Origin of the sequence: Granulicoccus phenolivorans DSM 17626 = NBRC 107789 = JCM 15570 (assembly GCF_000423085.1) — a bacterium.
Taxonomy (GTDB): domain Bacteria; phylum Actinomycetota; class Actinomycetes; order Propionibacteriales; family Propionibacteriaceae; genus Granulicoccus; species Granulicoccus phenolivorans.
The window spans coordinates 69634-82097 of sequence record NZ_AUHH01000012.1 but is presented as its reverse complement, the minus strand read 5'-3'; the positions used below and the strand labels follow the sequence as shown (position 1 = coordinate 82097).

13 protein-coding genes are annotated in these 12464 nt (G+C 67.9%); 7 read left to right on the top strand and 6 right to left on the bottom strand.

Going from position 1 to position 12464, the window contains the following annotated elements; genetic code table 11:
- Positions 1 to 143 precede the first annotated feature (143 nt).
- From mshC to G531_RS0106560, 5 genes are read right to left on the bottom strand one after another with little or no spacing between them, the layout of a single operon-like run.
- Positions 144 to 1379 carry a cysteine--1-D-myo-inosityl 2-amino-2-deoxy-alpha-D-glucopyranoside ligase gene (gene mshC / locus G531_RS0106580; protein WP_026926636.1) on the bottom strand — a complete coding sequence of 412 codons (1236 nt, stop codon included), beginning with the start codon at positions 1377 to 1379 and terminating at the stop codon, positions 144 to 146.
- A gap of 10 nt (positions 1380 to 1389) precedes the next feature.
- The gene (locus tag G531_RS0106575; protein WP_026926635.1) at positions 1390 to 2160 is read right to left on the bottom strand and encodes an SCO1664 family protein; all 771 of its coding nucleotides are present in this window, start codon (positions 2158 to 2160) and stop codon (positions 1390 to 1392) included.
- Between the two features lie 3 nt (positions 2161 to 2163).
- Positions 2164 to 2760, bottom strand: coding sequence for a DUF3090 domain-containing protein (locus G531_RS0106570; RefSeq protein WP_026926634.1), 597 nt, complete (start codon positions 2758 to 2760; stop codon positions 2164 to 2166).
- A gap of 29 nt (positions 2761 to 2789) precedes the next feature.
- Positions 2790 to 3473 carry an MSMEG_4193 family putative phosphomutase gene (locus tag G531_RS0106565; RefSeq protein WP_026926633.1) on the bottom strand — a complete coding sequence of 228 codons (684 nt, stop codon included), beginning with the start codon at positions 3471 to 3473 and terminating at the stop codon, positions 2790 to 2792.
- 19 nt (positions 3474 to 3492) lie between these two features.
- On the bottom strand, positions 3493 to 5790 hold the full coding sequence (locus G531_RS0106560; protein ID WP_051215153.1) for an ATP-binding protein: 2298 nt from the start codon (positions 5788 to 5790) through the stop codon (positions 3493 to 3495).
- Positions 5791 to 5923: 133 nt separating this feature from the next.
- On the opposite strand from G531_RS0106560, the gene G531_RS0106555 reads away from it, so the two are divergent.
- From G531_RS0106555 to G531_RS0106530, 6 genes are all read left to right on the top strand, one after another.
- Positions 5924 to 6355 carry a hypothetical protein gene (locus G531_RS0106555; RefSeq protein ID WP_026926631.1) on the top strand — a complete coding sequence of 144 codons (432 nt, stop codon included), beginning with the start codon at positions 5924 to 5926 and terminating at the stop codon, positions 6353 to 6355.
- A 53-nt stretch (positions 6356 to 6408) separates the two neighbouring features.
- Complete coding sequence (locus G531_RS0106550; protein WP_026926630.1) at positions 6409 to 7440, top strand: ferritin family protein; 1032 nt, start codon at positions 6409 to 6411, stop codon at positions 7438 to 7440.
- A 1-nt stretch (position 7441) separates the two neighbouring features.
- Positions 7442 to 7768 (top strand): MmoB/DmpM family protein, encoded by a 327-nt coding sequence (locus G531_RS0106545; protein WP_026926629.1) that lies wholly within the window; start codon positions 7442 to 7444, stop codon positions 7766 to 7768.
- A gap of 1 nt (position 7769) precedes the next feature.
- The gene (locus G531_RS0106540; RefSeq protein WP_051215152.1) at positions 7770 to 9329 is read left to right on the top strand and encodes a YHS domain-containing protein; all 1560 of its coding nucleotides are present in this window, start codon (positions 7770 to 7772) and stop codon (positions 9327 to 9329) included.
- 29 nt (positions 9330 to 9358) lie between these two features.
- Positions 9359 to 9682 carry a hypothetical protein gene (locus G531_RS0106535; protein ID WP_026926627.1) on the top strand — a complete coding sequence of 108 codons (324 nt, stop codon included), beginning with the start codon at positions 9359 to 9361 and terminating at the stop codon, positions 9680 to 9682.
- A gap of 124 nt (positions 9683 to 9806) precedes the next feature.
- Positions 9807 to 10871: an NADH:ubiquinone reductase (Na(+)-transporting) subunit F gene (locus tag G531_RS0106530; RefSeq protein WP_026926626.1), complete on the top strand. Its 1065-nt coding sequence runs from the start codon at positions 9807 to 9809 to the stop codon at positions 10869 to 10871.
- 21 nt (positions 10872 to 10892) lie between these two features.
- Here the strand turns inward: G531_RS0106530 and G531_RS0106525 are convergent, their stop codons facing one another.
- Positions 10893 to 11429: a flavin reductase family protein gene (locus tag G531_RS0106525; RefSeq protein WP_035757930.1), complete on the bottom strand. Its 537-nt coding sequence runs from the start codon at positions 11427 to 11429 to the stop codon at positions 10893 to 10895.
- Between the two features lie 161 nt (positions 11430 to 11590).
- Here G531_RS0106525 and G531_RS0106520 point away from each other — a divergent pair, with 161 nt between their 5' ends.
- Entirely contained in the window at positions 11591 to 12445 is an 855-nt protein-coding gene (locus G531_RS0106520; protein ID WP_026926624.1) for an undecaprenyl-diphosphate phosphatase, read from the top strand.
- Positions 12446 to 12464: the final 19 nt, after the last annotated feature.

Genomic DNA, 12464 nt, shown 5'->3' with positions numbered 1-12464 from the left:
GGATCACCACGATCCGGGGCAGACCGAACCGACTGCCCGAGCGGCTGGTCCCGGCCCCCTGGGCCGCCGAGGCGTCCGGTGTTGCGTCGGGGGTGGCATTCTGGGCTGTCATTCGGTTCCTTCCGGATCCTGGCGGCTGGCTACTACCGGGTCAGCTTAATGCCCAGCAGCGCGTCCGCGGCGGCGGCCACGTCGCGGGGCCCGTCGGTGTCGTCCCCACCGACGGCGAGCGTCGCCGAGGCCCACCCGTCGATCGCGGCCAGCGCGGCCGGGGCGTTCAGATCATCGGCCAGGGCGCCGCGAACCTCGGCGAGGACACCGGCGGCGTTCAGGCCGGAATCCAGGTCGGTGGCATGGCGCCACAGCCGCAGCCGCTCCTCGGCCGCGGCGAGCCCCTCGTCGGTCCAGGACCAATCGCTGCGGTAGTGGTTGGCCTGCAGCGCCAGCCGGATCGCCATCGGATCGGTCCCGGCGGCCCGCAGCTTGGACACCAGCACCAGGTTGCCCTTGGACTTCGACATCTTCAGCCCGTTCAGGCCCACCATGCCAGCATGCACGTAGCTGCGCGCGAACGGCTCCCCGGTGGCGACCTTGGCCTCGGCCGACGACATCTCATGGTGCGGGAACACCAGGTCCGACCCACCGCCCTGGACGTCGATCTCGTTGCCCAGGTAGTGGTTGGCGATCGCGGCGCATTCGATGTGCCAGCCGGGGCGACCGACCCCGTACGGGCTGTCCCAGGACGGCTCCCCGTCCCGCTCGGCCTGCCAGACCAGACAGTCCAGCGGATGCCGCTTGCCGACCCGATCGGGATCGCCGCCGCGGGAGGCGGAGATCCGGATCGCGGTGGCGGGGTCCAGCTTGGACAGCGACCCGAAGGCGGGATCGGTGTGCACGTCGAAGTACCAGTCGTTGTCGACCCGGTACAGCGCCTGCTCCGGCATCCGCTGCAGCATGGCGGTGACCAGGTCGATCGCCTCGACCGCGCCGATGTAGTTGCTGGGCGGGATCACGTTCAGCGCGGTCATGTCGGTGCGGAACAGTTCGATCTGGCTCAGTGCCAGTTCGGTCCAGTCCACCCCGGTCGCGGTGGCCCGCTCCAGCAGCGGATCGTCGACGTCGGTGACGTTCTGGGTGTAGTCGACCGCCAGGCCGTGATCGCGCCAGTAGCGGTTCACCAGGTCGAAGGTGACGTAGGTGTTGGCATGACCCATGTGGGTGGCGTCGTAGGGGGTGATCCCACACACATAGATCCGTGCCGTGCCGCCGGTCGGCCCGGCCTCCTCGATGCTCCCCGTGGCGGTGTTGGTCAACCGCAACCGCGGTGTCGGCTCGGTACGGGGGATGGTCGGGATGGCCGGCGTGGTCCATGCATGCATGGCGGGCAGCCTACAGCGGCGGCCAGGGAATCGCGGGCCAGTCCCGGCCCGGGAGGGGGAAGCCTTCCTCGACCAGGCGCAGACAGCGGTACTCGGCCGCCTCGATCTCGGCATCGGTGAGATAGCTCGCCAACGCGTCCAGGCAGCCGACGCTGCGATCGATCAGCTCGCGTTCGATCTCGTTCAACGGTTCCCCGGCCCACCCCCACAGCAGGGTGCGCAGCTTGGGATCGGTGTGGAAGGTCACCCCGTGGTCGACGCCGTACACCCGATCCCGGGTGATCAGGATGTGGCCGCCCTTGCGGTCGGAGTTGTTCACCACCGCATCGAACAGCGCCATCCGGCGCAGTCGCGGATCATCGGCATGGCTGACCACGATCGGGCGCTCGTGCTGGTCGATCCCGCGGACGATCCGGAAGTCGCCGGCCGGGACCCGATTGGGTCGGGAGACATGGACCACATCGGTGGCCGGATCCTCCGACACCTCGATCCAGCGTTGCAGCATGCCCGGACCGCAGGGACCATCGGGCACCAGCACGGTGGTCGGGACCACCTCGAAGCCCGCCCGCTGGGACACCTCGTACGCCGCGACCTCCCGCGAGGCCAGATTCCCGTGCGGAAAGTCCCACAGGGGCTGCTCACCGCTGATCGGTTTGTAGACCGCGTCGTACTCCCCCGACGGGCTCTGACAGCGCACCAGGAAGGTGTCATTGCTGGCGTCGACCAGGCGTCCGACCAGGGTGAACTCGGCGGCCGCGAGGTCCGCGGAGTCGGTGGTCACCGATCAGCCCTCGAACAGGGGACGCCGATACCCGTTGGCCCGCGGGCAGATGTGGCCCCCGGCATTGACCGGCTGACCGCAGAACGGGCACGGCGGGCGGCCGGCCGACAGCACCGCATTGGCGCGGGCGATGAAGTCGCGGACCGCCGGCAGTGTCATCCGGACCCGGACGACCTCCTCGGCCCGCTGGGCCAGCATCTCCGGGGTCTGCTCGGCGGCGTCCTCCTCGTCCTCGTCCTCGGGGGCGTCGCCGGTGACCGAGAACAGCTCGATGGTGATCCGCTCCTCGGCCAGGTCGAACCCGAGGGACATCGTGCCGACCCGGAACTCCTCCTCGATCGGGGCGTCCAGGGGATCGTTGTCGCGCGCGACCGCCACCGGGGGCGGCAGCTGCAGATTGCCGTCGACGAGCTTGCCGACCTCGTCCATCATCCGTTCCAGGTGCTCGGCCAGCAGCGCGACCTGCTGCTTTTCGCACAGCACCGAGACCAGATTGTTGCCCTGCCGTGCCTGCAGGAAGAAGGACCGTTCACCCGGCCGGCCGACGGTGCCGGCCACGAAGCGGTCGGGGTTGTCGAAACTGTGCTGGAGAATCGCCATGGCTCTACCTTATGTCCCCTGAATACGGACTAGACCTGCTTCCCGGTTCCGCCCCCGACAACCGCGTCGCCGGTCTCCTGCTTGGGAATCCAGTCGGTCGGTTTTCCGTCGGTCTGGTTCATCGTGACCACGAAGGTGGCCTGCGGGGTGTAGTTGATCACCGACAGCGACGCCGGCTCGACCATGATCCGCTGAAAGTTGTCCAGATGCAGCCCCAGCGCGTCGGCCAGGATCGACTTGATCACATCGCCGTGGGAGACCGCCAGCCAGGCCGCGTTGTCCCCGTGCTCGCTGCGGATGCCGCGCTCGGCCTCGCGGACCGCGGTGACCGCCCGGGCGTACATCTGCGGCATCGACTCGCCCCCGGGGAAGACCGCCGCGGACGGGTGCCGCTGCACGGTCTTCCACAGCTCCTCCCCGGCCAGTTCCTTGAGCGTACGCCCGGTCCACTCGCCGTAGTCACACTCGGCCAGACCGGGCTCCTCGCGGACCGGCACGGCCCGATCGGCCAGCACCAGCCCGGTGGTCTCCAGGCACCGCTGGATCGGTGAGGTGAGCGCGGCCACCAGGGGCACCTCGGCCAGCCGACGTCCGACCCCGCGGGCCTGCGCGATCCCGGTCTCGTCCAGGGCCACCCCCGGCGTACGCCCGGCCAGCACCCCGGCGGTGTTCGCGGTGGAGCGCCCGTGCCGCAACAGGAAAAGCGTCGTCATGAGCAGAGACTCTAGTCGCTCAACCAACCGCGAGTTCGCGCAGTCGCACCGCCGCCTGGGCGCGCGAGGACACCCCGAACTTCGCCAGGATCTGTTCCACGTGCCCATCCACGGTCCGGATCGAGATGGTCAGGCGCTTGGCGATCTCCTTGTTGCTCAGCCCCTCCACCAGCAGCGCGGCCACCTGGGTCTGCCGTTTGGTCAGGCCGGCCTGGCTGGCCGGGGACACCTCCACCTGGGCCAGTTCGGCCAGCGCGAACCGGATCGCCGAGGGTAGGTCCAGCCGGCCGGCCCCGTCCTGCAGATCCCGCAGTTCCGCAGCCGGCAGCAGCCGCCGCAGCCGCTCCCGGTTCTGCCGGTCGAAGGCGGCCAGATCGGGCCCGAAGGCCTGGATATCGGTGCCCTGATCGGCCCAGGCGGCATCGGAGGCGCCCTGCAGCCGCGCGGCCAGGCGTACCTTCCCCGCCGAGATCAGCACCTGGCAGGCCAGCAACAGCAGGTGCGAGGTGCAGATCCCGTCGCGGAAGATGAGCTGCAGTTCCAGGGCCTGCACCACGTTGTCGCGCACCGCGGTCATGTTTCCCTCGCGCAGCCGGATCATGCCCATGATCCACAGCGCGTACGCCTTGGTCCAGGCCTCCCCGGTGCGTTCACTGATGGTCAGGATCTCGGTACAGGTGGCGGTCGCGGCATCGGCGTCATCGGAGAACATCTCGCACAGCGCGAGTTGGAACATCGCGGTGACCATGGCGCCGAGGTCGCCCACCTCGCGCAGCACCGTGATGCCGCGCCGGTACAGCGGGACGCCCTCGGCCGGGCGACCGGAGAAGAGGCGATGCAGCCCGGTCCAGGTGGATACCTCCGCCAGGATCCGGCGATCCCCGAGCTGTCGGCCCAGCTTTCCGGCGTCGGCCAGGTAGAGCAGGGCCTGATCGTGGTCGCCCTGCAGCAGGGTGACCCAGCTCAGCACCAACAGGCACTCGCAGCGCAACGGTTCGGAAACGTCGGACAGGGCCAGCACGCGTTCCAGTCGGTACCGCCCCGCAGCCATGTTGTATCCGCTGGCCCAGTAATTGCGCAGGGTCGCCGCGATCTCGGCGGCGATGTCGTGGCCGCTGGGGCAGCCGATGGCCCAGTCCATCGCCGCGACGATGTCGGCGACGTTGCGGCGGGCCCAGTCCAGCCCGGCGGCCTGGTCCGGCCCGAGCCAGGTGCGGCGCAGGGCCCGGGTCCGGCTGAGCACCTGGTCGGCATGGCGGCGCCGCAGGGTCTCCCACTCCCCCGAGCTCTGCGCGATCCGTTCGCCGTAGTCCCGCATCGTCACCAGCATCCGGAAGTACGCCTCGTTGCCGGCCCCACCGATCACCACCGACTTCGCGATCAGGCCGTCCAGCAGATCGAGTACCTCCTCCGGCGCGATCTCGCCGAAGCCGCACACCGCCTCCGCGGCCGCCAGATCCCAGCCTTCGCGGAACACCGACAGGCGGGCCCACAGCACCTGTTCCTGCGGACTGCACAGGTTGTAGGACCAGTCGACCAGGGCCTCCAGGGTCCGGTGCCGCGGCAGCACGTCCCGCGCCGACCCCTTGAGCAGGGTGAAGCGCTGATCCACCCGCTCCAACAGGTCCCCCACCCCGAGGGTCCGCAACCGCGCGGCGGCGAGTTCGATCGCCAGCGGCATCCCGTCCAGATATTTGCACAACCGAATCACGTCCGCGCAGTTCGCCGCGGTGACCTCCAACTCGGCCCCGGCCGCCGTGGCCCGGTCGACCAGCAACCGGACCGCCTCCGACTCGCGGACCAGATCCAGGTCGGCACAGGAGTCGGGCACCTGCAGCGGCGGCACCGACAGCACATATTCCCCGCTGATCCCCAGCGGCTCCCGCGAGGTGGCGATCACGCTCACCAGGGGACACTCCCGCAGGATGGCCAGCACCAGGTCGGCCGAGGCGGCCAACAGGTGCTCACAGTTGTCGATCACCAGCAGCATGGTGCGCTCCTGCAGCCGGCGCAGCACCCGGGTCTGCGGATCCAGGTCCAGTTCCTCCCCGGCCCCGATCGCCGAGGCGGCCCGCCAGACCACGTCCTCCGGGCTGACCACCGCGTCCAGGCCGATACCGACCACGCCCTGGGGGAATCGGGACTGCAAGCGGTCCGCGAGTACCGCGGCCAGTCGCGTCTTGCCGATCCCGCCCGGACCCACCAGGGTCACCAGCCGGTGTTCGGCCACCAGGTCGCCGGCCCTGGTCAACAGTTCCTCACGTCCCACGAATGTGGCCAGCGGGGTGGCCAGCACGGACTCGGCCAGGTCAGTCACAAGGCTCCTTTGCTCGCGGGGTCCGGGAATCGGAAACGGGTAGTTTCACGGATTCCGGTCCCTAGGTGACCCAGATTACAGTCGAAGACACAAGCACGACGCAGTGCTGCAGACTCAAGGAGGAGCCCCACCCATGACCATGTTCATGCACCGGCTGGCCGAGGTCCTCGGGACCGACGAGCCGACCGAGGCACCGGCGCCGGCCGTCCGACCGGCGCTGGCCGTGGCCCGCAACGAGGGCACCGACCGGCAGGTCGAGTTGCGCTGCCTGGCCGAGCAGTACGTCTGCGAAGCCAACGCCATCATCCAGGACGAGGCGTCCCACCTCAGCCTCGAGGACCAGATCAGCGGGGACGAACTGGCGTTCACGATGACCTGCCGCTCGCACCGGGCCCGGGTCGCCACCCACTACACCGGCGGTTCCACCGTCGGCCAGCTGCTGCTCGACGACCGGCCGAGCAGCGAACCGCAGGAACTTTCCGGCCCCGAAGCCCTGCCCGATCTGATCATCTCTTTGGTGATCGCCGCCGGACTGCACAACGAGCAGCCCGTCCATCTCAGCTGAAAGCCCTCACTGCTCACTGTTGAGCATCTCGCACACCGTTAAGGAGTAATTCCGTGCAATATGAGCTGAAGCAACAAATCATCGAGCCGTTGCGGCACACGTTTGATCCGCTCATCAAGCGTTACGGCGACAAGCCCGCCTCCCGTTACCTGGAGGGCACCATCGATCTGCAGCCGGTGGAGAACTTCCACTACCGCCCGACCTGGGACGCGACCCGCGAGCTCTACGACGCGGACTACTCCGCGCTCAAGCTCGCCGATCCGTACTCCTACCTGGATCCGCGGCAGTACTACTACACCCCGTACGTGACCAACCGGGCCGCGATGCACGAGGCCTTCGGCAAGACCCTGGACTACGTCACCGACCACGGTCTGCTCGAGCGCACCCCCGAGGCCTGGCAGCAGCTGATCACCGAGGTCATCATCCCGCTGCGCCACTACGAGTCCGGCGGCCAGATGCTGTTCTCCAACGCCTGCCGCTTCGGCTACGGGGCCACGATCACCCAGTGCGCCGGCTACGAGGGCTTCGACCGCGTCGGCAACGCGCAGCTGATCTCCCGGGTCGGCATCGCCCTGGGCAACCAGACCGCCGCCCAGCTGAAGGTCGCCAAGCAGCTGTGGCTGGAGGAACCGAGCCTGCAGGGGCTGCGCGAGGCGATCGAGAAGCTGCTGGTCGAGGAGGACTGGGCCGTCGGTGTGATCGGGATGGACATGGTCGACGAGTTGCTCGACCAGTTGGTCTACCGGCACCTGGACGAGGCCGCGATCCTCGGCGGCGCCGGGGCGTACTCGCTGCTGGCCCAGCACATCGGCACCTGGTGGACCGACCACCGCAAGTGGCTCGATGCGCTCTACAAGACCTGGGTGAACGACGAGGAGTACGGCGAGTCGAACAAGGCCGCCATGTCCGCGGCGATCAACAAGTGGCTGCCGCAGGGGTACGCCGCGGTCCGCAGCCACGCCGAGCACGCCGATGCGCTCGTTGCCACCGGCGCGGTCGAGCGCCTGGACGAGTACGTCGGCGAGGTCGTGGAGAAGTACCGCAAGCTCGGGCTGGACATCGATGATGTGAAGGTTGGTGCCTGAGATGACTGCACAGGAGACGAAGTTCGATCGCCCGGTGTCGATCGACCTGCAGGAGAACGACGAGAACCGTTCTTTGGTCACCGCCATCCAGGGTGACAACGCTGATCTGCTGACCTCCTACACCCCCGGCCTGGTCCGGCTGCAGGCTCCGGCCCGGCTGGAGATCAAGCGGGAGAGCGTGGAGGCCCAGCTGGGTCGCCCGTGGGAGACCCACGAGTTCCAGATGGCCATCGTTTCCCTCGCGGGAAACATCTCCGAGTGGGATGAGGACAAGATCGTCATCTCCTGGGGACCGAAGGTAGAAGACGACGAGGACGAGGATTACTGAGATGACCGCCACTGCCAACCCGACCGGCACTCCGAAGGCCAAGAAGCTGTCGATGAAGGCGCGCTACGGCGCCCTGACCCGGGACCTCGACTGGGCTCCCGGCTACGTCTCCGAGGAGGAGATGTACCCCCACACCAGCTACGAGGGCATCAAGATCCACGACTGGTCCAAGTGGGACGACCCCTTCCGCCTCACCGTCGACGCCTACTACCGCTACCAGGCCGAGAAGGACAAGCGCCTCTACTCGGTGCTGGACGGCTTCGCCCAGAGCCAGGGCCACCTGACCCTGTCGGAGGGCAAGTACCTCAACGCGATGAAGGTCTTCCTCGGCGGCGTGACCCCGCTGGAGTACGCCGCGCACCGCCACTTCGCCTACCTGGCGCGGCAGTTCAACGGCCCGGGCCCCCGCTTCGCGGCGCTGTGCCAGTCGATCGACGAGATGCGCCATGCGCAGACCGAGATCCACACGCTGTCGAACTACAACAAGTACTACCAGGGCATGCACAACTTCGCCCAGCAGCACGACCGCGTCTGGTACCTGTCGGTGACCAAGTCCTACTTCGACGACGCGCTGTCGGCCGGCCCCTTCGAGTTCCTGATCGCGATCGGGTTCTCCTTCGAGTACCTGCTGACCAACCTGCTGTTCGTGCCGTTCATGTCGGCCGCGTCGTTCAACGGCGACCTGCCCACGATGACCTTCGGCTTCTCGGCGCAGTCCGATGAGTCCCGGCACATGACCCTGGGTCTGGAGGCGATCAAGTTCATCCTGGAGCAGGATGAGGCGAACGTCCCGATCGTCCAGGAGTGGGTCGACAAGTGGTTCTGGCGCGGCTACCGGGTGACCGGCATCGTCTCGCAGATGCTGGACTACCAGCTGCCGCGGCCGGTGATGAGCTGGAAGGAAGCCTTCGAGCTGTACTTCGAGCAGCAGATGCTCGGCGGCCTGTTCCCCGACCTGGCGCTGTACGGCATCAAGCCGCCCAAGCACGTCGACCAGGCGATCTGGGAGAAGGATCACCTGTCGCACTGGCTGCACGACACCTTCTACCAGTTCAGCCACGCCGCGAACTTCACCACCACCGTGCCCGACACCGAGCACCTGGACTGGCTGGCCCAGGCGTACCCGGATACCTTCAACCAGCTGTACCGCGGCAAGTGGGAGGAGATGGGCAAGCTGGCCGAGGAGGGCAACCGGTTCTTCTACCCGGGCCTGCCGCAGCTGTGCCAGGTCTGCCAGGTGCCGATGGTGTACTGCGAGAACGGGAACCCGCACAAGCGGGCGGTGTACCACTCCGAGTACGAGGGTGAGAACTACAACCTGTGCTCCGAGGGCTGCAAGTGGATCTTCGACCGCGAGCCGGCCAAGTTCCGTCAGGCCTGGCTGCCGGTGCACCAGATCTACCAGGGCAACTGCGGTGGCCCGACCATCCCGGACGTGCTCGAGTGGTACGGCTTCCAGGAAGGCGACTCCGGTGAGTACATCGGCTCGGTCGACCACAAGAACTGGATTGCCCGCCACCAGATGATCGAGGACAAACTCGGTCAGGGCGCCGGGCACTGACCACCGACAATCTCCGAGGAGGACGAACAATGGCTACACCTGCCCTGTACGACTACAACTTCCCGTCCCGCTCCGCCCAGGAGCTGTACGGCGACGACATCCTGGTGAACATGGTGCAGACCGACGACATGTGGTTCCGCAGCGGTGCGACGGTCCGGGTCCCGAAGGCGATGACCTGGGGCGATTTCTACCAGACCCAGTTCCTGCCCTACGTGAGCGCGAACCCGCACACCAAGGCGGGTCAGGCCTACAGCTTCCAGCTGCAGGACGTCGACTTCACCGCCAAGGACGAGCAGACGCTGGACGAGCTCGGGGTGGGCCACAAGCACACCTTCACCTTCGCCAACGCCTGATCCACACCTGACCGGGCGGGCCGGGGAGGCACGTACTCCCCGGCCCGCCCGGCCGATCATTTTGCCGCTGTGTCGGACGCAGCCGGCTCCCCATCACTGTCACCGTCGACTAGGAACCACCGCCATGAGCGAGACCTTTACTGTCACCGTTGAACCCCTCGGCCGCGAGGTCGAGGTTCCCGCCGGCCAGACCATCCTGGAAGCCTGCCTGCGCGCCGGCGTCTGGCTGCCCCACTCCTGTACCCACGGCACCTGCGCCACCTGCAAGGTCGAGATCCTCGACGGCGAGGTGGATCACGGCGAGGCGTCCTCGTTCGCGCTGATGGACTTCGAACGCGAGGAGGGCAAGACCCTGACCTGCTGCGCCCGCCCGCAGAGCGATGTCACCCTCGAGGCCGACATCGACGTGGACGAGGAACTCGAGGTCTTCCCGGTGCAGGACTACACCGGCACCATCGTCGAGATCAGCGACATCGCCCGCGACATCAAGCGGCTGCGGATCGAACTCGACCGCGACCTGCACTTCAACGCCGGTCAGTACATGAAGGTCATCGTGCCGGGCACCGAACACGTCGACCGCACCTGGTCGATGGCCAACTCCCCCACCGAGAACCGGATCGTGGAGTTCCAGGTCCGCAACGTCCCCGGTGGCGTGGCCACCGACGGCTGGCTGTTCAAGAACGCCGCGGTCGGTGACAAGGTCGAGCTCTCCGGTCCCTACGGCAAGTTCGTGCTGCGGACCTGGGAGGACAAGCCGGTGGTCATGATGGGCGGCGGCACCGGGATGGCGCCGCTGGCCGCGATGGTCAAGCATGCGCTGCTGAACGAGGAGTACGAGGGCCACATCACCCTGTACGCCGGTGGCCGCACCGCCGCCGACCTCTACGACGTGGACTACTTCCGCGAACTCGCCGAGGAGTACCCCGACCAGTTCACCTACCACGCCTGTGTCTCCGACGAGGAGCCCACCGAGGGCTACCGCGGCGGTCTGGTGACCACCGCGATGGAGGAGGACTTCGACAAGCTGACCGGCTACCAGGGCTACATGTGTGGCTCCCCGGGCATGGTCGAGGGCTGCCTGAAGTCGTTCATGAGTCGCCGGCTGTTCCCCCGCGACATCTTCCACGAGGACTTCTTCAACGAGGGTGACAAGCAGACCGGGCTGAACTCGCCGCTGATCAAGCGCTGAACGAGCCCTGTTCCACGGCCGCTACTGCTCCTGGGACAGGGAGCGGTAGCGGCCGTGCCAATGCACCAGGCCGGGTTGGTCGACCACCTCGACGTGCTCGATCACCGCACGCACCAGCAGGGCCCAGCCGGCGTACCCGGGGGCGGTGCGGACCCGCGCGCCCAGCCAGCTGGCGCCGGCCAGCCGGGGCCCCCAGGCGGTGTCGGTCCAGTCCCCCACCCGGAACGGGCCACCCGGGGCCGGGGTGAGGCGGGCGAACGCGTCGGCGAGGTGGGTGTGGCCGGGATCGAGCAGGTTGACCACCAGGGTGGCGTCCGGGGTCAGCGCATCGGCCAGGTCGGTGTCCTCGTCGAGCAGACCGAGCACCTCGGCCGGCCGCTCGGGGCCGCCGTCGGCGACCAGCACCGAGGACAGCGTCCAGCCCTCGCGGGTACGCCCGACCCCGGTGGTCCACACCGTGACCGGGGCCGCCAGCCGGCCCCGGAAGCGACGCAGTTGGTCCCGCTGCTCGGGCGGGGGCAGGAACGGATGCGCGGAGTGGATGGTCACGGGACCCATCCAAACACCTCCGGCGCGCGACCCCGGTACCACCGGGTCAGACCAGGGTCCCCGATCCGGCGGCAGGGGCGTTGCCGATGATTCCCGACACCGCCGGCGGGTCTACGATTCCGAAGGTCGCTGTGCCCCGCCGGGGACCCGCGCCGGAAAGGAAATCACCTATGAACTGGCTGGATGCCATTGTCCTGGGCGTGGTCCAGGGCCTGACGGAGTTTCTGCCGATCTCCTCCAGCGCCCATGTTTCCATCGTCGGCCAACTCCTCGGCGGTCATGACCCGGGCGCCGCTTTCACCGCGATCACCCAGCTGGGTACCGAGACCGCCGTGGTCCTGTACTTCGCCAAGGACATCGGTCGGATCATCAAGCACTGGTTCCTCTCCCTGTTCGGAAAGATCCCGCGCAACGACCCCGATGCCCGGATGGGCTGGCTGATCATCATCGGGTCGGTGCCGATCGGGGTGCTCGGGGTGCTGTTCCAGGACGCGATCGACCATACCCTGCGCAACCTGTGGATCACGGTCGCGATGCTGGCCGGGTTCGGTGTGGTGATCTGGATCGCCGACGCGATGGCCTCCCGCCGGGTCAATGGCGTACCGCGCAACACCAAGACGCTGGCGGACCTGAGCTGGAAGGACGGTCTGCTGTACGGCCTGTGGCAGGCCTGCGCGCTGGTCCCCGGGGTGTCGCGGTCCGGCGGCACGATCGCCGGCGGTCTGTTCATGGGCTACACCCGCGAGGCCGCCGCCCGGTACTCCTTCCTGCTGGCGATCCCGGCGGTGTTCGCGTCCGGGCTGTTCAAGCTCAAGGACATCCCGGGCGATCCGAATGCCAACTGGGGGATGATCGCGGTCGCGACGCTGCTGGCGTTCGCCATCGGCCTGGCGGTCATCCACTGGCTGCTGCGCTATGTGTCCACGCACAACTTCAAGCCGTTTGTGATCTATCGCTGGATCCTGGCCGCGGTGGTGGCCGTCCTGTTGCTGAACGGCACCCTGCACCCGCTCGCCCAGGGGTGAATCCGGCCGTCGATGCCGC